The 18,671-nt window shown below is 53.3% G+C and carries 18 protein-coding genes; 9 read left to right on the forward strand and 9 right to left on the reverse strand.

Annotated elements, in window-relative coordinates:
• The first annotated feature begins 263 nt into the window (after nucleotides 1-263).
• On the forward strand, nucleotides 264-704 hold the full coding sequence (locus ACO0LG_RS08175) for a hypothetical protein (protein ID WP_423025136.1): 441 nt from the start codon (nucleotides 264-266) through the stop codon (nucleotides 702-704).
• Nucleotides 705-1,239: 535 nt separating this feature from the next.
• Here ACO0LG_RS08175 and ACO0LG_RS08180 read toward each other — a convergent pair.
• The 3 genes from ACO0LG_RS08180 to ACO0LG_RS08190 all read right to left on the reverse strand — a co-directional run bounded on the left by ACO0LG_RS08180 (nucleotide 1,240) and on the right by ACO0LG_RS08190 (nucleotide 3,637).
• Nucleotides 1,240-1,611, reverse strand: a complete 372-nt coding sequence (locus tag ACO0LG_RS08180; RefSeq protein WP_423025138.1) for an ExbD/TolR family protein — start codon at nucleotides 1,609-1,611, stop codon at nucleotides 1,240-1,242.
• Between the two features lie 164 nt (nucleotides 1,612-1,775).
• On the reverse strand, nucleotides 1,776-2,459 hold the full coding sequence (locus ACO0LG_RS08185) for a DUF3106 domain-containing protein (protein WP_423025140.1): 684 nt from the start codon (nucleotides 2,457-2,459) through the stop codon (nucleotides 1,776-1,778).
• A 254-nt stretch (nucleotides 2,460-2,713) separates the two neighbouring features.
• On the reverse strand, nucleotides 2,714-3,637 hold the full coding sequence (locus ACO0LG_RS08190) for a LysR family transcriptional regulator (protein ID WP_423025142.1): 924 nt from the start codon (nucleotides 3,635-3,637) through the stop codon (nucleotides 2,714-2,716).
• Between the two features lie 98 nt (nucleotides 3,638-3,735).
• Here ACO0LG_RS08190 and ACO0LG_RS08195 point away from each other — a divergent pair, with 98 nt between their 5' ends.
• The 4 genes from ACO0LG_RS08195 (at nucleotide 3,736) to ACO0LG_RS08210 (ending at nucleotide 7,148) form a co-directional block, all read left to right on the forward strand.
• A complete protein-coding gene (locus tag ACO0LG_RS08195) occupies nucleotides 3,736-4,710 on the forward strand; it encodes a quinone oxidoreductase family protein (protein ID WP_423025144.1) in 975 nt (324 codons plus the stop codon).
• A gap of 11 nt (nucleotides 4,711-4,721) precedes the next feature.
• Complete coding sequence (locus ACO0LG_RS08200; protein WP_423025146.1) at nucleotides 4,722-5,186, forward strand: RidA family protein; 465 nt, start codon at nucleotides 4,722-4,724, stop codon at nucleotides 5,184-5,186.
• Nucleotides 5,183-6,376, forward strand: coding sequence for an aminotransferase class V-fold PLP-dependent enzyme (locus tag ACO0LG_RS08205; protein WP_423025148.1), 1,194 nt, complete (start codon nucleotides 5,183-5,185; stop codon nucleotides 6,374-6,376). Before ACO0LG_RS08200 ends, ACO0LG_RS08205 begins: the two co-directional genes overlap by 4 nt.
• Nucleotides 6,377-6,581: 205 nt before the next feature.
• On the forward strand, nucleotides 6,582-7,148 hold the full coding sequence (locus ACO0LG_RS08210) for a hypothetical protein (protein WP_423025150.1): 567 nt from the start codon (nucleotides 6,582-6,584) through the stop codon (nucleotides 7,146-7,148).
• 10 nt (nucleotides 7,149-7,158) lie between these two features.
• Here the strand turns inward: ACO0LG_RS08210 and ACO0LG_RS08215 are convergent, their stop codons facing one another.
• Nucleotides 7,159-8,490, reverse strand: a complete 1,332-nt coding sequence (locus ACO0LG_RS08215) for a PLP-dependent aminotransferase family protein (RefSeq protein ID WP_423025152.1) — start codon at nucleotides 8,488-8,490, stop codon at nucleotides 7,159-7,161.
• Between the two features lie 84 nt (nucleotides 8,491-8,574).
• Between ACO0LG_RS08215 and ACO0LG_RS08220 the strand changes: the two genes are divergently transcribed.
• A complete protein-coding gene (locus ACO0LG_RS08220; protein WP_423025154.1) occupies nucleotides 8,575-9,171 on the forward strand; it encodes a DJ-1/PfpI family protein in 597 nt (198 codons plus the stop codon).
• Nucleotides 9,172-9,232: 61 nt separating this feature from the next.
• Entirely contained in the window at nucleotides 9,233-9,526 is a 294-nt protein-coding gene (locus ACO0LG_RS08225; RefSeq protein WP_423025156.1) for a hypothetical protein, read from the forward strand.
• Nucleotides 9,527-9,959: 433 nt separating this feature from the next.
• Here the strand turns inward: ACO0LG_RS08225 and ACO0LG_RS08230 are convergent, their stop codons facing one another.
• Entirely contained in the window at nucleotides 9,960-10,652 is a 693-nt protein-coding gene (locus tag ACO0LG_RS08230) for a hypothetical protein (protein WP_423025158.1), read from the reverse strand.
• Between the two features lie 118 nt (nucleotides 10,653-10,770).
• On the opposite strand from ACO0LG_RS08230, the gene ACO0LG_RS08235 reads away from it, so the two are divergent.
• Entirely contained in the window at nucleotides 10,771-11,862 is a 1,092-nt protein-coding gene (locus ACO0LG_RS08235) for a hypothetical protein (RefSeq protein ID WP_423025160.1), read from the forward strand.
• A 460-nt stretch (nucleotides 11,863-12,322) separates the two neighbouring features.
• Here ACO0LG_RS08235 and ACO0LG_RS08240 read toward each other — a convergent pair whose 3' ends face one another.
• Together ACO0LG_RS08240 and ACO0LG_RS08245 are read right to left on the reverse strand one after the other, a co-directional pair.
• Complete coding sequence (locus tag ACO0LG_RS08240) at nucleotides 12,323-13,309, reverse strand: YiiG family protein (RefSeq protein ID WP_423025162.1); 987 nt, start codon at nucleotides 13,307-13,309, stop codon at nucleotides 12,323-12,325.
• Between the two features lie 410 nt (nucleotides 13,310-13,719).
• Nucleotides 13,720-14,256: a hypothetical protein gene (locus tag ACO0LG_RS08245; RefSeq protein ID WP_423025164.1), complete on the reverse strand. Its 537-nt coding sequence runs from the start codon at nucleotides 14,254-14,256 to the stop codon at nucleotides 13,720-13,722.
• Nucleotides 14,257-14,369: 113 nt separating this feature from the next.
• On the opposite strand from ACO0LG_RS08245, the gene ACO0LG_RS08250 reads away from it, so the two are divergent.
• Nucleotides 14,370-15,236 carry a LysR family transcriptional regulator gene (locus tag ACO0LG_RS08250; RefSeq protein ID WP_423025166.1) on the forward strand — a complete coding sequence of 289 codons (867 nt, stop codon included), beginning with the start codon at nucleotides 14,370-14,372 and terminating at the stop codon, nucleotides 15,234-15,236.
• 101 nt (nucleotides 15,237-15,337) lie between these two features.
• On the opposite strand, the gene ACO0LG_RS08255 is transcribed toward ACO0LG_RS08250, so the two are convergent.
• Nucleotides 15,338-17,275 (reverse strand): peptidase M61, encoded by a 1,938-nt coding sequence (locus ACO0LG_RS08255; protein WP_423025168.1) that lies wholly within the window; start codon nucleotides 17,273-17,275, stop codon nucleotides 15,338-15,340.
• Between the two features lie 131 nt (nucleotides 17,276-17,406).
• Nucleotides 17,407-18,663, reverse strand: a complete 1,257-nt coding sequence (locus tag ACO0LG_RS08260) for an epoxide hydrolase family protein (RefSeq protein ID WP_423025170.1) — start codon at nucleotides 18,661-18,663, stop codon at nucleotides 17,407-17,409.
• Between the last annotated feature and the right edge of the window lie 8 nt (nucleotides 18,664-18,671).

Genomic DNA, 18,671 nt, shown 5'->3' on the forward strand with positions numbered 1-18,671 from the left:
ACGCATTGCAATAAGTAAGACGTATTGCAATGCCTGCATGTACGTGGCGTGTACGCCGGCATGTACAACATCGATATTTCTCCCACGTTTGCAATGTTCTCATGCGGCGCATTACAATGCGTCCTACGGTCACGGCATCAATGCGATAAACCCTTACTTCATTTGCTTCCACTTGTTAAAGCTAGTAAGATCGGCATCGCAATTGTGGCTGGTACTGTTACGCCAGGTTGATACTGTGCGCAAATTTCAATGGAGTGTAGGGCATGTTTTATGGTACCAAATTCTTTGGGCAGGTTGAGTCTGTTGATCGTCACTTGCATATAGCGACGCGTTTCCATCATTTTTCCTTGATACCACTGGTTTATCAGGGTAGCTATATTGTGATCGACAATACGCATGCCCTGCGTATTCCCATCAACTTCAAATCTATCGCCTTTGCATATTTGAGGTTACTGATAGGCGCTGTGATTATTGTGTCGATTTTATCTATGGTGATCATACTGTCCGGCAGCCCAATCGACCGCGACGCATGGTGGTTTGTCGCCGCTTGCACGGGTGTGATCGCCCTGTCTTTCACCGTTGCCTACTACAGCTTTAAATTCGGAAAGGCAAGCGCAGAAAAAAAGGCGCAGATGATCGCATTCATAGAAAAGAACAAAGAAAACATCGTCAAACTGGGGCCTATGCGGGTACATGCTTATTGAATAAAGATATGGCAGGCGAGTGCAGGGTACATGGTGAGCTTGTCAGACTGGTAGGGTGCGTTGTAACGCACCGTTTTAAGATAAAAAACTGTACGCATTAATGGTATGACGGAAAAAAACTGCATACGATTTCCCACATTAAATATGATCCTTATTTTTAACGGTACATGTGGTGCGTTGCAACGCACTTTACAGGTGTAAAACCCTCAGTGGCGCCACACGTTCAGACGTACGATATCAAAGGCGATAAATTGTCCCAGGCATTCGGGATCTGATACTTCTAGAGGAATGGGGAGCAAGCATCCACCGCAATCTGCCAGGGCGACCCTGTTTTCACCGTCCAGGCTAATCAGTTTGCCGTTTGCATGATAAGACCATAAACCTGTAGATCGCAGTACTTGTTCTTGCTGCGGGTTGGCATTGAACATGGCCAACCAATCTGTAGTCGGAACGAATTAATTTTGCGTGCATGAAATGATACGTGATGCGTGAAAGAGTGAGAATTCGTGAAGGCGAACTACAATGCGCATCGCAATTACAAGCCAGTAAAAATATTCTCTTGTGAAGATGGTATTGCCGGTGTGTCAATATTGATGATCTGCACTCCGGCATTCAGCATTTGTCTGGTTGTCGCAGCCACTACAGCATAGCTGGCTATCGGAGATGGCTTGATGTGCAGTTGCGCCTGCTCGTGCACGGCGGCAATCAGATACTGCTGTAATTCAGCTGGTGAAACGGGATTGCCTTTCCAGAGTATGGTGTCGTCAAAATCCACCTCGATATTGACACTGGCTGAGATTGGATTGCACCAGTGGTAACCGGATGGCATTGACAGCAGCAACATATCCCGTTGTCTGGGGACGCTGAAAATCATCGTCATCATCAGCACCAGAATGACGCCGATCAAGGCGTGTCACATTCATGGCCAACAAGCGATCACTGTCTTCGTCTGGTCTGGCGAAGTGGAAAAGAACATGATGGCATCCTGGTGGCCGTGTCATGATTTGGCACTACATTAATCTGAAGAGGATGCAAGCAGCTGTCGCTTGGGCAGGTACAGTTTAATGATACCTACTTCACAACCGGCAAATCACCACGGCTGGAGGGAGATGCCGTTACCTCAAGATCAGCAGACTGGCTGGCTGAGGCTGAGCTTTGCTCAGTGACAGATGCTGCGACGTTTTCTGTACTGGCTGCCGTAATCGTATCGGCCAGGGTTTTGGGGGCTGGTACGTTGGCCAGTTGTAGAGGTACGCCGCTGGCCAGCAGTTGCTTTTTCTCTGCTGGCAATTGCTGGTATAGCTCCCATTGCCTGGTTTTTTGGGCAGTCTCGATTTTCTTGGCCTGTGCGTAGTTCAGGCGGGCGATCTGTTTTTGCTCTGGGCTCAGTTGCGCCCACAGTTCCATGCGCTTTTGTATGCGTTTTTGTTCTTCAGGTTTCAGGCCTGGGTAGCGATCTGCAATGGTGATCCACTTTGCCTTGTTCTTGTCGTCAAGCTTGCCCCATTGGCTTAGCAGAGGGGACAGGGTCTTTTGTTGAGCTGCGCTTAATTGTGACCACACTGCTTTACCAACCAGGCGCGAGGCTGGCCTGACATTGCCTGCGGCCATTTTAGCGGCATTGCTGGCCTGCATGTCTGCAACAGCAGCCTGCCCGGTTTCATGGATATTAAAAAGCAGCAAGCCGGCCAAGGCCGTAATGCCCACAATAGCGCTCAGGCTGGCTATATCTATGGTGTTGTTCACTGGTTTCATGACGCTACTCTCGAATTGATCGAATCAGAATTACTGCAACAGGCCCTGAGATTGCGTTTGTAACATCTCGCTTGTATGAACATGAGACCACATTGCAGAGATGAAGTTTCTTCCATTGTAAACTTCATTTGGATTTTCGTCAGCGTCACAGTGCATCGCGTTGAGCGCTGGCTGCTTGTTTCACGCAGTAATCTGTCAATTAAAGCAATCAGTTCCATCACAGTGATCGCTTTGTGGGCATACTTAGATACTTATCATCCCTGCACGACCTGATGCATGCTGTCGAATTTGTCCATGTCCATCTGCCACAGTCTGGACTGCTCACGTAGCCAGGTGGTAAAGGCCAGCACCTCGGGCAGTGCCGCACTGTCCTCCCGCAAGACCAGCAGGTTGTCGCGAGAGGTAGGGCAGATGGTAGCGTTAGCCAGTACCAGGCTGCCAGCCTGCAGGCGCCTCCAGGCGATCGACAGGCGGCCCAGGGCGATGCCCTGACTGTTCTGGGCGGCTTCCATCAAGACATCGGCATCGTTATAGGCCTGGCCTTGCAAGTTAAAATCTTCTGGCAGGCCAGCGGCAGCCAGCCAGCGGGCCGGGTCCAGTGACAGGTGTTGCAGCATCATCGATGCGGGCCACCGGCGTGCATCTGTACCCAGCCTGCACTTGAGTTCTGACGATGTCACTGCCAATAAGCGGTCCGTGAACAAGGTCTCGCAAATCTGGTCTGTACTTTGCCTGGCGCCGTGGCGTATCGCCACCATGGCCACACGCGGGGCAGGGCGCACCAGCGCATAGTCGGTATCAATGATCAGGCGTATATGCGGGTGAGCGGCACTGAAGCTGGCCAGGCGTGGCAACAACCATTCCTTGGCGATGGATGCCAGGGTGGAGATGTGCAGGGTCTTAGTTGCGGCATCTGCCGGTGGGTAAATTGCCTGGTGCAAGGCAGACAGGGGGCCGGCAAGGCGAGTCAGCAAGGCTGCGCCGTCATCGGTCAGGCTGACTTTGGGGCCGTGGCGCTTGAACAGGGTCAGGCTGCTCCAGTCTTCAAGCTGGCGTATCTGGCGGCTGATGGCACCCGGTGTCAGGCTCAGTTCATCGGCAGCCTTGCTAAAACTGCCCAGGCGCGAAGCCGCTTCAAAGGCTTGCAGTGTGAACAGGGGCGGCAGTTTTCCTTGCATATTGAGTTTCCCTCACTTTCATGTTGCGAAAGTATCGTTTTTTACCTGCCTATCTTACGACAATAATAGCTGCATCGAAACTCGACAGGGAAAAGACCATGCAAGCTATCATCGTGAGCCAGTTTTGCGGGCCGGAGCAATTGAAATTGCAGGAAGTGCCCGCCGCTACAGGTGAGGTCATCGTCAATGCCGCCTGGGCAGGTGTAAATTTTGTCGATATCTACCAGCGTGAAGGCCGCTACCCCGGCGTTAAACAGCCATGGCCCATGGGCATAGAGGGTACAGGCATCATTGCTACTGCACCGGCGAGCAGCGGCTGGCAGGCCGGTGACCGGGTGGCCTATACCACGGGTGTACAAGGTACCTATGCCAGCCAGGTAGCTGTGCCTGCCGCTAACCTGATACGCATACCGAATGAAGTGAGCCTGCGTGATGCCTGCGCCGCCATAGAACACGGCCTTACCGCTATCATGCTGCTTGATAATGTGGCGCGCTTGCCGGCATCTGGATCAGTACTGGTCCACGCTGCCGCTGGTGGTGTTGGCGGCTGGCTGGTGCAATTGCTTGTGGCGCGCGGCCTGATGGTATTTGGTACGGCATCGTCCGCCAGCAAGGCTGACTGGTTGCGCAGTGTTGGTGCGCAACCAGTGTCATATATAGACGACAAAGACTGGGTTGCTCACATCCGCGATCAAACCCAGGGGCGCGGCGTCGATGTGGTGTTTGATTCTGTCGGTAAAAGCACTTTCACCCAAAGCCTGGATGTCGCCGCCTCTTGTGGCCATGTCATATTATTTGGTGCCGCCAGCGGCCAGCCAGATCCTGTCGATGTCCTGCAACTCATGCGTAAGAGCATCACCCTGACGCGCCCGGTCTTACCCCATTACCTGTCGACTCCAGCGGTCTTGCAGGCGCACGCCAGCAAGGTGTTTGATTGCCTGTTCAATGGCACGGTCAAGCTGCGCATCCATGCCGAATATGCACTGGCAGATGTGGCACAGGCCCATGCCGCACTGGCGGAACGCGGTACCCAGGGCAAGCTTTTGCTTGCAATTAATTCCACCCTCGTTTAGGAAATACCATCATGACGACGATCGCAAAAAAACTGCAAGAACTTGGCCACGCTTTACCACCGGTCAAGACACCAGCGGCCAATTATCTAAGCTACACCCTGCAAGGTAATCTGCTCATCATCGCCGGGCAGATCGGTCGCCCCGGCGCAGCAAAGGGCGTCGTGGTTGGCGCCGGCCTGTCGCCAGAACTGGCAAAACAAGAGGCAGAAATTGCTGCACTAGGCGTGCTGGCCGTGATCGACGTTGCCACCAATGGCGACATCAGCCGCATTGCCCAGGTACAGCGACTCGGTGTCTTCATCGCAACGACGCCGGATTTTGATGGACACAGCGCCATCGCCAATGGGGCATCTGATCTCTTCGTCGCAGTCCTCGGCGAGCGTGGCCGCCATGCGCGCACGGCGATAGGTGTATCCAGCCTGCCCACAGGGGCAGCGGTAGAAGTCGATGCCATTGTCACTCTGGTGGCTGCATGATCAATAACGTACCCACTATTGAACAACTCGCGCAGTTACGCGCGCAAACGCCCGGCCTTGATCAAGGTACGCACCTGAATCATGCCGGTGCCTCGCTATTGCCACGGGCTGCCCTGCAAGCCATACACGCACACCTTGATCTCGAAGCGCAGGTCGGCCCCATGGAGGCTGCCCTGCTGGTGGCTGACAGACTGCAAAACCTGCGTGAAGATGCAGCAGCACTGATCAATGCCAGCAGCGATGAAGTCGCCCTCATGAGCTCAGGCTCCAGTGCCTTTGGCAGTGTATTTGCAGCCATGCCACAATTAAAACCGGGCGACAGAATACTGACAGGACGGCAGGAGTGGGGCGGCAACCTCGCTAATTACCAGCGTGCAGCACAGCGCGCAGGTGCGACGGTAGAGACTATCCCCAGCCATGCTGACGGCAGTGTCGATGCAAATGCCCTGGCACAAATGATCGACAAACATGTACGCCTGATTTCACTGACCTGGCTGCCCGCCAATGGTGGCCTTATCAATGACGCCGCTGCCGTTGGCCGTGTCGCAACTGCGGCTGGCGTGCCCTACCTCATCGACGCCGGGCAAGCGCTGGGGCAAGTAGCGATTGATGTCAAAGCCCTGCAATGCGATGTATTAAAAAGCGCAGGCCGCAAACACTTGCGCGGCCCACGCGGCACCGCCTTGCTGTATGTGCGCAAATCATTTCTCGACAAGCTGGAACCCACCTGGGTCGATGTCTCATCCGCCCCCATTGCGGCAAATAAAATCCATCTGCGCAATGACACCCGCCGCTTTGAAACCAGCGAAGCCGCAGTCGCCCTGCAACTGGGTCTGGCAGAATCAGTCAGGCTGGCATTGCACATGGGTGTTACCAATCTGGGCGCTGCCAGTGCTGCGTTGGCAGCAGCTTGCCGCGAACGTCTGGCGAATATCCCGGCCATCAGCCTGCATGATCTGGGGGAGGGGGCACGATCCGGCATAGTCTCGTTCAACTTGCGCGGGCATGATGCGATGGCCTTGAAAAACACACTCGCCCAGCAACGTATTTACATAGGTGCAAATGGCGTCCCCTACACACCGCTGGACATGCAGGCGCGCGGCTTGCACAGCATAGCGCGGGCGTCGTTTTCTTATCTGAACACTGAGGATGATGTGGAGATGTTGGCACGCGTGCTGGAAGCGCTTTGATTTTGTAGGGTGCGCCGTGCGCACCGCCTGCTATCTTATGCAAAATTCACGGAGCGGTGCGCACGGCGCACCCTACAAGGGATTTGTCTCTGTTGCACACATGCCCCACCTGACGAATTGACAAAACTCCCGCCCGTATGGTTTCATCTGCACTCCTGTCTCTTGCGAGGCAAAGAGAAAACATAAAAAAATCCGGGGCGACATCATGGGACTATTCGACTTTTTCAAAGGCAAGCCACCCGCACGCACTTCGCTGGAGCAATTGTCTTATAACATCGCCTACCAGATATTGCCGCACTATGTCTTTCGCCAGGCCGCGCAATTGTTTGATATTGTCGAAAAAGCCGACGAGAATTCTCATTATCTGTTTTACCACCTTGGCTGCAAAGCGCAGGAAATACCCAGCTTGCAGGAAGAAGCCACGCAATACCGCTGGCATCAGTGCGAACTTGATGCCAACCATACTCTGCTGCTGTTAGCTTATCCCCAGGCCACGCCAGTTGATCTGACGGGCAAGTCGCTGGAAGAAGTCAAGCAAAGCGCAGGCACCTGGGTGCTGGCACCGCATTTCTCGGGCATCGTGCGTAACAAATCCAGTCAACATATCCGTTACTATGTATTGGGCCAAACCTCCATGGGGGGCGGCACGGTCTTGCGCGAGATTGATGACATGGGGACGAATGCCAATCTGGGTGCTGGGCCTCAACCGACGCTGGAGGCTTTCGTTGATCTGATGCGACAGCGGCTTGGTCAGCAGGCCAGCATGCCCTGATCATTCCTGATCAATACACATACCGCGCCAACACCTGCCTGAACTTCTCCAGCGCCACTTTGAGTACATCCATCTCCAACGAGCCCAGTGCCAGGCGCAAGGCATGCGGTACCTGTTCTGTGGTTGCAAAGGGTTCTGCCGTTGAGACGGCAATCTGCTCGCGTTCCAGCGCCATGGCTATCTGATCTGCGCGCAGCTCTGCCGGTAGCGGCAGCCAGATAAAATACGATGCCGGATGGCTGATGTAGTCAAATCCGGTGAGTACTTTTTTTGCCAGGGTTTGCCTGGCTTTGGCATCGGCACGCTTTTCTTTTTCGAGGCTGGCTACCGTGCCATCACCCAGCCAGTTGCAGACCAGGCTGGTCATTAGAGCAGGTGTGTTCCAGGTTGTGGCCCGTATCGCGCGTTCAATTGCGGGCAGGTGTTGTGTGGGTGCGGCGACATAACCCACTCTGAGCCCGGTAGAAATATTCTTGGAAAATCCTGATATATACACGGTCAGCTCAGGTGCCAGTGCCGCCAGTGGTGCGGGTGGCCTGGTCGCCAGAAACGCATAAGCAGCATCTTCCATGATCAGCAAGCCATGTTTGCGGGCGATGCGCACCAGCTCTTGCCGCCATGGCAGGCCCATGACCAGACCCAGGGGATTGTGCATGGTGGGCATCGTATATACCGCCCGCACCTTGCGTTGTCTGCATAGTTTTTCCAGCGCGTTCAGGTCGGGGCCATCTTTGCCCATTACCATCGGCAGCAATTCGAGGTGCTGTGCTTGTGCAACAACTTTGAAGCCGGGATAAGTCAGCGCATCCACAGCGACTACATCGCCCGGTTGCAACAAGGCCATAGCGGTCACTGCCAGCCCATGTTGCGCACCGCTGACGATGGCTACTTGCTCAGCACTGACATCAAGACCACGACTCGCAAGATGGCGGGCCATGGCGGCACGCTCATGTTGTCTGCCACCATGCGGCTGGTAACGCAGCAGTGCATCTATATCACCTGAAGATGCCAGCTGGCGCAAGGCGGCGCGCAATAATTCGGCCTGGCCCGGCAAGGATGGATAATTAAAATTCAGGTCGGTCATCCCTGTCGCGGTCGCATGCTGGTCTATGCCCATGCCGGGTGCAAGCGTCGTTTCACGCACAAAGGTGCCGCGCCCGGTTTCACCACTGACCAGACCCATGGTTTCGAGTTCGGCATATACGCGGCTGGCCGTGACCAGCGCCAGACCATGTGTTGCCGCGAGTTTGCGGTGCGTGGGCAGGCGGGTGCCTGGTGCCAGGCGACCAGAACGTATCTCGCTGGCGAGTGTATCGACTAGCTGTTTATAGCGACTATGCACAAAGCGTATCCATGACAATTATTTGATTGTATTGTTTTGCCGGCTTATTATGCCTCGTCACCATTGCAAACCCAAAGAGAGATTATGCATATCGCCATCCTGACATTTGAAGGTTTTAATGAACTTGATTCCCTGATTGCTCTGGGCATCCTGAACCGCATCAAGACACCGGGCTGGCGCGTGTCTATCGCCAGTCCTGTGGCGCAGGTGCGTTCCATGAATGGCGTCTTGCTGGAATCGCAGATATCCCTGGAGGAAGCAAATGCAGCAGATGCCGTCATCATCGGCAGCGGCATCCGCACGCGAGAAGTGGTGGAAGACACCGTCCTGATGGCGCAACTGCAACTTGATCCAGCCCGGCAAATCCTGGGGGCACAATGCTCAGGCACGCTGATGCTGGCCAAACTGGGTTTGCTGGGCAGCGTGCCAGCCTGCACTGACCTCACGACCAAACCCTGGGTGCAGGCAGCGGGTGTTGAAGTCTTGAACCAGCCCTTCTTCGCCAAAGATAATGTCGCCACCGCGGGCGGCTGCCTGGCTTCGCAATACCTGGCTGCCTGGGTCATCGCCCGCCTGGCGGGCACCGAGGCGGCAGAAAGTGCCATCCACTATGTTGCCCCGGTCGGGGAGAAAGAAGATTATGTGGAGCGGACCATGCGCAATATCACACCATATTTGTGAAGCCGGAGAAATGATCAGGATAAGGTAGTATCTGCGTTTTCGATGTAAGACGCGACCGTATATGAACGAACACCTGGCCTACTTCAAGGAACTTGTAGAACCCCGGATTCCAGCTTCCTATGTCCTTACCTGGACTGAATATCTGGAAGGGGATTTTGGGGATTTGAAAAGACTGGAATTTATTTCATCGTCCAAAATCGGTGCGATCGATTTTTGGTCCAAAGACTGGCTGGCAATCGATGTCGTCGATCTTGATCTGGACGATCAAGTGTTGAACGTGCTTTATTCGCCAGATCAGATGCATGAAATTCCAACAGGTTTTGCGCGGCTGCTGGAGATATTGTCGGCGCAGTAATGCTATTTTTGCGTATCGTTCAAGGCACTGTCATCAAGCGGTGATGCATACAGACTCATCGTTCTGATCCTGCCGCCACATGTGGTGTAAGTTGCCTCAGCGAGTACAAATAAACCAAAAAATTTAAAAAACAAGACGCCTAAATTCAATTCGCTGCGATGAAAATTGACGTTACCCTCATTACCCCGGGCGGCCCGATTGCGGCCCTGTGTGGCATGAAGAATTTTTTGATGCGCTGATTCATGATGGACTTTCTATATTTGAAATATCAATATCGCGTATTTGTGGATGTGGTAGAGCTTTGCAAGAGGCTGCTTGATGCTTTATTGAAAAGTGCATACTGCGAACAGATATCCCCGCCATGCACATCACCTGCGTACTGCACATTACCATGTGCCCTCCATTTACTACGCTGACGGCGCGCCCTACAAATCTACGTATCCTGGGTGCTGTTAAGACACGGCAGCCCCAGCGCATCCAGATACTGCGCCAATTCTTGCGGTGCTTCGTGCATGATGAGTATATAAGGATACAGCGAGGTTTCTTTTTTGTAGAACAAAGTTGCATGCTGTCCGCTCAGGTAGCAGTGCTTCAGGCTTCTGGTCCAGGCAAGTTTGCTGCCGGTGCTGGTGATGCGGTAATACGCGATGATATCGTCGCGTAATTCATATTTTGCCGTGAAGGGCCAGGTTTTTTTTGCCATCCTGAGCATACTGGAAGCCCCACTTCTTGCCAGCCATCCCCAGTAGGGCTTGACCAGATTGTCGCGTCTGGCGATGAACTTCTCCATATCCCAGGTGAGAAAAAAAATAAGCGAAAACAGGATAAAGAAAGCAATATCTATTTTGATACTCTGTCTGCTGATACTGTCGAGGTAAATCATTGCTACAGACAGACTTAGCCCGAGGGCGACCACATATTTTAGCGAGCTCTGCATGCGCAGTTGGAATTTACTGCGCCTGAATCGCTGGCGAAATGCCGTGAGACGTTCATGCATCATTGCCGCCAACTCTATTTCCAGGGCAGTGCCAAAATCCGCTGTTACCTGCACCTGCAAATGCATGCGCCGCGCGCCTTCTTTCATAGACTCAGGCGTTGTAGGGAACGGATCGATGCTTTCATTCATGGTTGTAACATGCCTGGTGCTAGCCTTGTTTAGTTGGAGCCATATTTTGTAGATGCCAGTTTATCATGTGGCATGGCAATGCTATCATTGCCACCATACAAATAACGCAGAGGCAGGCATGAAAGCATCTAATTTCTTTTGCAAGCTGGCATCCTCGACGCTGGCTGTTTGCTGTCTTGTGCAGCCTGCCTGTGCCGCACCTGCCTGGCAGCGTTTGCATCTTCCTGTACCTGGTCAGCAGGCTGGGTATGATTTTCCGGTGTATGCGAATCAAAGGCTCGATGGAAAACTGGAGACGATACGTGAAGTGATCATCGTCCAGCATGGCATACAGCGTAATGGCGATGATTATTATGCAGCGGCGATGGCCTTGTTGCAGGCGTCGGGCCGCTCATCGGATGAAGTGCTGGTAATTGCGCCCAATTTCCCAGGCAAACCGGATACCGGTTTTGATGGCATGCCGGTCTGGTCGGTGCAGGGCTGGACTGGCGGCGATCCTGCCTTGCCTGGCACGGGCACGCAGGCGGGTCTGAGTTCATTGCAGGTCATTGATGATATTGCCCAACTGCTTGCCGACAAGTCGCGTCTGCCTCTGCTAAAGAAAATCACTTTCGCCGGGCATTCTGGCGGTGGGCAATTGATACACCGTTATGCCATCCTCAATCACGTCGATGAAGCCTTGCGGGCGCGGGGGCTGGATGTGCAGTATGTGGTGGCGAATCCCTCATCGTATCTGTATTTCACGCCTGAGCGGCCCGCATCCACTGGTTTTGCGCTCTACGATAAAGCAGTGTGCCCCGCCTATGATGACTACCGCTATGGCATGCAAAACATGGTGGCTTATGCAAAGGGCATGACTGGCCTGGATTTATACAGCCGCCATCTGCAAAGACAGGTCACTTATCTGGTTGGCAGCTTAGATACTGATCCTAACCACCGCGTGCTCGACAAGTCCTGCGGTGCTGAGGCAGAAGGGCCAACACGCTATGACCGCGCCCATGCCTACTGGGCTTATGAACAATACCTGGGCAAGCAAACCCCGGTCGCCAAAGCCCTGCCTGCCAGCAGCCATCATTACTTCGATGTGGAAGGCGTGGGGCATGACCAAAGCCGGATGTTCGGTTCGCAATGCGGCGTGAAACTGCTGTTTGGCGACAAGGTGCTTGTCGATAAGCAGGCCGCAAAATGCAACGAAATAAAGTTAAAGTAAATGAGAGTGTTTTAAATTTAATAAAAATGATAGTAGTACTGATGAAAAATCGTCCCAGCAAGGCCATGCGTTAAGAAGCCACCTTTGCAAGGATAGTTCGTTACGTCGGCAGACAATATATGGTTTGAAACACCGACTCCACCGTTGCGACGAAGACCGTACTTTAGTACCGAATTTGTCTGAGTGCGGGAGCTGCAACGCAGCTGGTGCGGTTTTCTCGTAGGTACAAAAAAATGCCCTCGGACAGCAGGGCATTGTAAAGAGCAACTCCAGATGGGGACCTGGAGTACTACCGGGTGGGATTCATGCGGGGCTTCTTCAAATGCACTCCATGTCCGCAGAGTAGCGATGCGCGCTTGAAAAAATTCCGCATGAGAAAAAAATCGTGAATGCTTAATTATCTATGCTTATTTGTATGCTCAATTTTGTATGCGCAATTTTGTATGATTAATGATGAACCTTAGCGATGCATGCGGTTGCTTGCCTCTATCAATTCATTGTAGGCCTTGGTGACTTTCTCCTGGCTGCCTTCTACCATCCAGGCTGAACCTGGCTTGAGCATCATCTTGTCACCTTCACTGTAGGGCACTTTGTCACGGATGCGGCGCACGCGTTCTTTGGCGGCCTTGCGGTAATCTTCGCAGGCTCTCTCCAGGCTGGACCAGCCGCTGGCCGCACTTTCGCTATTTTTTTTGACATAGGCAATCGCTTCGTCAGTCAGGCTTTCATACTCGGCCAGTGCCTTGGCAGCAGTGGCGGCATCGAATTTCTCTTCGCTAATCAGGCGTATGAGGTGCTTGGCCTTGCTCATCAGCGCCATTTGCAGATAGGGTAGCTGGCGGCCCTCGTTTTTTTCGAGTTGCTGCATTTCTGCATCCAGTACCTTGTCGTTTTCCGCTTCGATTTCATCCGAAAAAATATTACTCTTTTCTTCAAACAGCTTCATCGCTGCAGTCAGCGGTGCATGCATTTTCTTGCCCTTGGCAAAGGCATCGTCCTTGTAGTTGTCGCGGCTGTAGTACTGGTCAGCATCGGCAACCAGTGTGCCCAGCTCTGCCAGGCTGTTGATGTAAGCCGTAGCAGCCACATCAAGTTTGCCCGGTGCTGTCTTGCCTGCCTGGGTAAAGCTGACCTGGCATTTGGCGATCTCATCGACATCGATTTTATACAGGCCATACACTACTGCTTCTTTGCCGCTGGGGCCTGCATCCATGTCCTTGACCCAGCTACGGTAACGGGCAATGCTGCGATGGGCGTTTCTGTCGAGCTGGTTATAGCAGGCGATATAGTCTTGCAGTTTATCTGAGTTGCTTGCCGTTGCCGGTGCTGGAGCAGCAACAGGTGCAAGCTGGGCCTGGCTTGCTGCAGCGGGCTGGGGCGCGGGGGTCACTTCGGTTTTTTTACTGCAAGCCGTCGCCAGCAAGAACAAGCCAAGTCCAGCCAGCATGCGTGTCTGGATTGTGAATTGTTTTGTTCTTGAAGTGGCAACTACAGCAGTGTGAGGCAAAGTCATGCTAGTCAAATTCAAATTGGATGGATCATCTTAGCCGCTTGGTGTTTTTAAAGTTGCAACAATTTGTATCCATTTGTGTGCTTGGTTTCAAGCTATTTTATTTCCGTAATTTAGCTTGAGAATTCCAGGGCAGAGCAGCCTGGGGCGTGATGGGAGCACGCATGCACGGTATGGAAAACGAGCCCATACCGTGCTTTGTCGATGAAGATAAAAGATGATGCTAGCGTAAGCTGCTGACCTGAGCCAGTCTCGGATGCTACGTCGGCTTATTGTTTGCTTATTTGTCTGCTGGTTACTTGCTGGTTACTTGCTGGTTACTTGCTTATTAGGTGTTCAGTACTTCATTATTGCGCAGGCAATGCCCGCACGGTATAAAACTCGCTGGCGATTTTCCAGTTGCCGTTAACCTTCAACAGGTGCAACAGCTTCCAGCCAAAGCCACCTTTTTGCGTGCCTGTTTCTTTGGTCACGAAATCCAGCGACACTTGTGCCAGAGCACCATCCTGCTTGATATCGACATTGTAGAAAGCCTGCTCCAGCTTGCGCCCGCTGGAAAATACGCCCTGGCGAAAATCGGCGTAACGGCGGGTGTCGATGGTATCGCCAGTGGCGATATCCGCGACGCCACGCACCGCCATGAAAGGCACTTGCTCATCGAGCAAGAGCGTGGCAAAGGTCTTGCCATCACCCATGCTGACCGATATCGTGTAGCTGTTCAGCAGACGCGCTATGGCCTGCTTGTCTTCAGCGCTGTTAAGGTAATGGGATTGAAAATCGACAGGGGATGGAATGGCGGCAGTTGCGGGACTGGTCATGGTGATCGTGCTTGCTATAGTGATGGTCAGGATGAAAACAGGGACAACTCGAGGAAACTGTTTCATGACAGGTTTTCCTTCAAAAGAGTACATTCGGCTACTATAGTGAGCTGAAAGCCATTAATAAATCGAATATTCGTAATGCAAGGTATTACAAAGCTTAATGATTGTTACTGCCCATGAAAAACCTCGACATAGGCTTGCTCAGGACTTTTTTGCACGTCGCAGAGACGCACAGTATGACCTTTGCTGCGCAAAGGCTGCATATGACGCAGGGCGCAGTCAGCCAGCAAATCAAGCGGCTGGAAGAAGTACTCGACAAGCGCATACTGGACAGGGGCAGGTCGGGTGTCTCCTTGACAGTGGAAGGACAGGTCTTGCTGCAAAAGGCGCGCAGCCTGGTAGAAATGAATGACGCCATCCTCGCATCGATGACGCTGGCCGAAGTCGCAGGCACAGTGCGCCTGGGCGTGCCACATGATCTGATGGTCATGCACCTGCCCCATATCCTGCCTGCCTTTGTCAAAGCCTATCCACTGGTAGAGATATCCTTGCTCGCAGGTTCTTCGAACGAATTGATGAAAAATTTTGACAGTGGCCTGCTGGATCTGGCCATCATTGAAGCACCTGCTGGCTCTGCTCAAGGAGAGTTGCTGGCATTGGAAAGACCAGTATGGGCAGGCAAGCGTGACGGCAGTGCCTGGCAAAAACGACCATTGCCGATTTGCCTGGTATCAGAAACCTGTGTCTTGAAACCCACGGTAATACGCGAACTCGCCAGGGCCGGCATAGACTGGCGCAATGTCGTCGATTACCCCAGCATGGAAGCCATCAGCGCCACGGTACAGGCAGACCTGGCAGTGACAGCCTTGCTGCCATCAACCGTGCCGCCCGGGCTTGACGTAATTGGTGCGGAAGCAGACCTGCCAGTGCTGGATGAGTTCGCCATCAGCCTGCGCATGCCCGCGCATGGGGCCAGTGCGGCGAGCATGGCGTTGGCGAAAGCGATACGGGGTGCTTATGCTGTTGAAGAGAATGGTTCTTGACTTGCTTTGAGTGTAGGGGACATGCGGGGGAACTTTGTAATTCCGTAGCCCAACCTACAGGCCCGGCCCTACCTACGATGAGAGGTGATAATCAACCGCAATCACCCACCCACATAAACAGGCAAACTCAACAAGCCTTCCAGCTTATCTACCGTACCAGGAATACGTTCCAGTCGAGGGTAGCGCAGCGAGCCGGTATAGTTGATCGCAACGCTACGTGTTTTACCATCCTCCATGACAGTCAGTTCTATCGCTTCCTTCGATACCGCTGCCGACTTGATCGCCTGCTTCAATACGGTATCTGAATACGCCTCCTTGCCGACATTCAGCAAGCGCGCACCCAGGCTGATACCAGCGCGAAAGGCCCGACCTTCCCATGTCACACTGCTGACCACGCCTTTGCTATTGACCGTCAGGCCCAGCGAATGAGAAAAATCTGTCGTACCTGCATCCACTTCCATCTTCGTGAAATAGTCTGTGGGTTCATCGGTGTAAATCAGGCGATAGCCACTGCGTGTCAGGCCATCCAGCGCGTGGCTGGCATCGTGGGCTTGCAGGCGGGTAGTGAAATAGGCAGCCCAGTCGTAAGGCACCAGCTGATTCAGCCCCTTGCAGATATCCGCAAAGGTATAGGTGCTGATAGCACTGTTCGCTTTGCCACCGCCAAAGAAACTGCCAGCAAAATCAGCCAGCCCTTTTTTGCCAGATGATCGTTCGCGCATCAGCATTTCTACATCCAGCCACAGCATCACACCTTCGACATAATAGTCTTCGCGGCGTTGCCAGTCGCGCCAGCGCACTGCGGCCTTGCCGCCGGCCATGTAGACCGGGTCTATGGTGCTGTCTTGCAGCGACTTCCATTGCCTGCCCACGCGGGCGCTGACAAAGGCGGCATCCATCGCGAGTGCATCCAGGCTTTGCTGGCGCGTCATGAAACCCAGGTGCGATGTCAGTATGCGGCCCCAGAATTCTGTCTGCCCCTCATACATCCACAGCAGGCTGCCGCGCATGGGCGTGTTCAGATTGGGTGTCCATAAATCCGCTGGCTGGCGGTAGCGGCCATTCCAGGCATGGGCATATTCATGCGGATGCAGGCTGGCAATGCGTAATTGTGCATCGGGGTTCACGAAAAAATTAGCTGGCAGATTGATCTCTGTCGATTCTGAATGTTCGGCACCACCGCCAGAAAATATCGTATCCGACAGCGTCACCAGAAAATCAAAATGCGGATAAGGCTGACCCTTGAACAGTTTAGGAACAGTCGCCACCATGGCCTGGTACCTGGTCAGAAATTCTGGTGTGATGGCGATGGCAGCCTCAGAGTCGCCCAGCATATTCAAACGTACCGACACAGCCGTACCCGCAGGCGTGAGTTCTACCCGTTTGAAATACCGCCCTGCATAGACAGGCGCATCCATGAGTTTTTCAACACTGGTTTGTTTGAAGCTGATCTGGTTGCCACTGACGACATCGCTTTCCAGTGCAGTGGCGAATTGAAAATCCTTCGGCAAAGTGAGGGAGGCGGCGCTGGCAATATTGCGCAGATACCAACCCGCCGGATACAACGCCAGCTTTGACCATTGCAATTTCAACATATCCGGCGACAAACCACGGCTGGCTGGCAATATCTGGAAATCCAGCCTCAGTTCACGCGCAGTTTTTGGCACGGTGATATGAAAGGCATACGGGTTCACGGTATCGCGCTGCCATTCCAGTTTTGTCTCACCTGCCATGATGCTCAGGCCAGCCAGGTCTGCGACGGTTTGCGTGGCAGCATGGCTGGTGGTCTCCCATTCGGGATACAGCAAAACCATGTCGCCACTTTTTTGCACTGGTATTCTTTGCCGCACATGGATGATCTTGTGCACCATATCAGAGGCGTCCACCTCCAGTTTTATGACACCATGAAATACCCGGTCACGCGGTGCTTCTATCTGTGGCGCTGGTGTTGCTGCCCTGGGGCCAGTGCCAGCTTGCACCGCCTGTGTAAAGGCGATGTGCGAAAAAGACAGAATAAGGATGGGTAGTATTTTGGTCATGGGCAATCTGTTAACAAAAATTCTCGATAAGTTTGCACTTGATGTTGTGCACTTATTGTTTTCAGAGTGTCAGGCCATTTTTAGGGCATAAAGTTCCATCACAAACATACTTGCATGGCTTGCCAGCATGTTTATCTCAAGGCTCGGCTAAATTGCCGCAAGTCTTCAGCATAAGTCTGCGTTTGCTCCCATGCCGGGAAGTGCCCGCCGCGGGCTGGGCTGGTATATTGGACGAGATGATAAAAACGCGCTGCCCATTCTTTTGGGGCGACTACCAGCTCCCTGGGCCACATGCACACCGCCGTTGGTACGCTGACCCTGTCGTGCAACTGCAAGGCCGGGCGGAAGTGGCGCGCCTCATAGTAATAGCGCATGGACGACCCTATGGTTTGCGTAATCCAGTACAGCAGCAAATTATCCAGCAGCATCTGTTCAGGGAAAACCGCAAACAGATTGTCACCCACATCGCTCCAGTTCCTGAATTTTTCCAGTATCCAGCTCGCCAGGCCCAGTGGTGTGTCATTCAGCGCATAGGCCAGGGTTTGCGGTCTGGTTGCCTGCAAATGCAGGTAGGCACCTTCCTTGTCGCTCCATTGTTTGACGCTCTCCATATAAGCCAGCTCTGCCTTGCTGAGGTCAGTGGCACTGGCTATGCCAGGTGGCTCTACCACTGCCGATAGATGTATGCCTTTGATGGCCTGCGGATATTTCAATGCCATGCGGGTTGCCACACCTGCACCAACGTCCGTGCCGGACACCATATAGGTGCTGTAACCCAGCCCCTCATGCATGAGGCGGTGAAACAGGTCGATGGTCTGCACCTGGTCAGGCATGGACGGGCGCGCAGACAAACCAAAACCAGGATGGGCAGGGATGATCACATCAAAAGCATCGTCAGCACTCTCAGCATCGCCACCATGGCTGGCAGGATCAGCCAGCATAGGCGCGAGCCGGGTATATTCGACAAAACTTGAAGGCCAGCCATTACTCAGCAGCAGCGGTTGCGGCTTTTTAGTCTTGCTCCTGCCTTTGAAATATAAAAAATGAACACGAAAACCATCTATCTCTGCCTGGTAGTGCGGCAGCGCATTGAGCCGGCTTATCGCCTCGTTGATGTCATACCGCGTTTGCCAAAAATCAATCAGATGGCGTAGCGGCTGCGTGGCCGTACCATATGACCAGTCATCGACAATGGCATCCGCCCAGCGCGCATTGCTTAATCTTTGCATGAGATCATTTGCTTGTGAAGCATCTAATGGTGCTTGCCATGGTGTGATTTTCATTTTGGGTCCTTGCGGTTTGTAGGCAGACGCAGATGCTGGCTGGCCTGTGGATGCTTGTGCACTTATCCCCAGCGCAGTGGCGAGCAAAAACTGGCGACGATGCATGCTGTTTT

Source organism: Undibacterium sp. Ji42W, assembly GCF_049340405.1.
GTDB lineage: Bacteria > Pseudomonadota > Gammaproteobacteria > Burkholderiales > Burkholderiaceae_D > Undibacterium.

Excerpts from the sequence above, each read along its gene's own strand:
- ACO0LG_RS08175 (WP_423025136.1), top strand. The coding sequence starts at position 264 with ATGTTTTATGGTACCAAATTCTTTGGGCAGGTTGAGTCTGTTGATCGT.
- ACO0LG_RS08185 (WP_423025140.1), bottom strand. The coding sequence starts at position 2,459 with ATGAAACCAGTGAACAACACCATAGATATAGCCAGCCTGAGCGCTATT.
- ACO0LG_RS08190 (WP_423025142.1), bottom strand. The coding sequence starts at position 3,637 with ATGCAAGGAAAACTGCCGCCCCTGTTCACACTGCAAGCCTTTGAAGCG.
- ACO0LG_RS08195 (WP_423025144.1), top strand. The coding sequence starts at position 3,736 with ATGCAAGCTATCATCGTGAGCCAGTTTTGCGGGCCGGAGCAATTGAAA.
- ACO0LG_RS08200 (WP_423025146.1), top strand. The coding sequence starts at position 4,722 with ATGACGACGATCGCAAAAAAACTGCAAGAACTTGGCCACGCTTTACCA.
- ACO0LG_RS08205 (WP_423025148.1), top strand. The coding sequence starts at position 5,183 with ATGATCAATAACGTACCCACTATTGAACAACTCGCGCAGTTACGCGCG.
- ACO0LG_RS08210 (WP_423025150.1), top strand. The coding sequence starts at position 6,582 with ATGGGACTATTCGACTTTTTCAAAGGCAAGCCACCCGCACGCACTTCG.
- ACO0LG_RS08220 (WP_423025154.1), top strand. The coding sequence starts at position 8,575 with ATGCATATCGCCATCCTGACATTTGAAGGTTTTAATGAACTTGATTCC.
- ACO0LG_RS08225 (WP_423025156.1), top strand. The coding sequence starts at position 9,233 with ATGAACGAACACCTGGCCTACTTCAAGGAACTTGTAGAACCCCGGATT.
- ACO0LG_RS08230 (WP_423025158.1), bottom strand. The coding sequence starts at position 10,652 with ATGAATGAAAGCATCGATCCGTTCCCTACAACGCCTGAGTCTATGAAA.
- ACO0LG_RS08235 (WP_423025160.1), top strand. The coding sequence starts at position 10,771 with ATGAAAGCATCTAATTTCTTTTGCAAGCTGGCATCCTCGACGCTGGCT.
- ACO0LG_RS08240 (WP_423025162.1), bottom strand. The coding sequence starts at position 13,309 with ATGCTGGCTGGACTTGGCTTGTTCTTGCTGGCGACGGCTTGCAGTAAA.
- ACO0LG_RS08245 (WP_423025164.1), bottom strand. The coding sequence starts at position 14,256 with ATGAAACAGTTTCCTCGAGTTGTCCCTGTTTTCATCCTGACCATCACT.
- ACO0LG_RS08250 (WP_423025166.1), top strand. The coding sequence starts at position 14,370 with ATGAAAAACCTCGACATAGGCTTGCTCAGGACTTTTTTGCACGTCGCA.
- ACO0LG_RS08255 (WP_423025168.1), bottom strand. The coding sequence starts at position 17,275 with ATGACCAAAATACTACCCATCCTTATTCTGTCTTTTTCGCACATCGCC.
- ACO0LG_RS08260 (WP_423025170.1), bottom strand. The coding sequence starts at position 18,663 with ATGCATCGTCGCCAGTTTTTGCTCGCCACTGCGCTGGGGATAAGTGCA.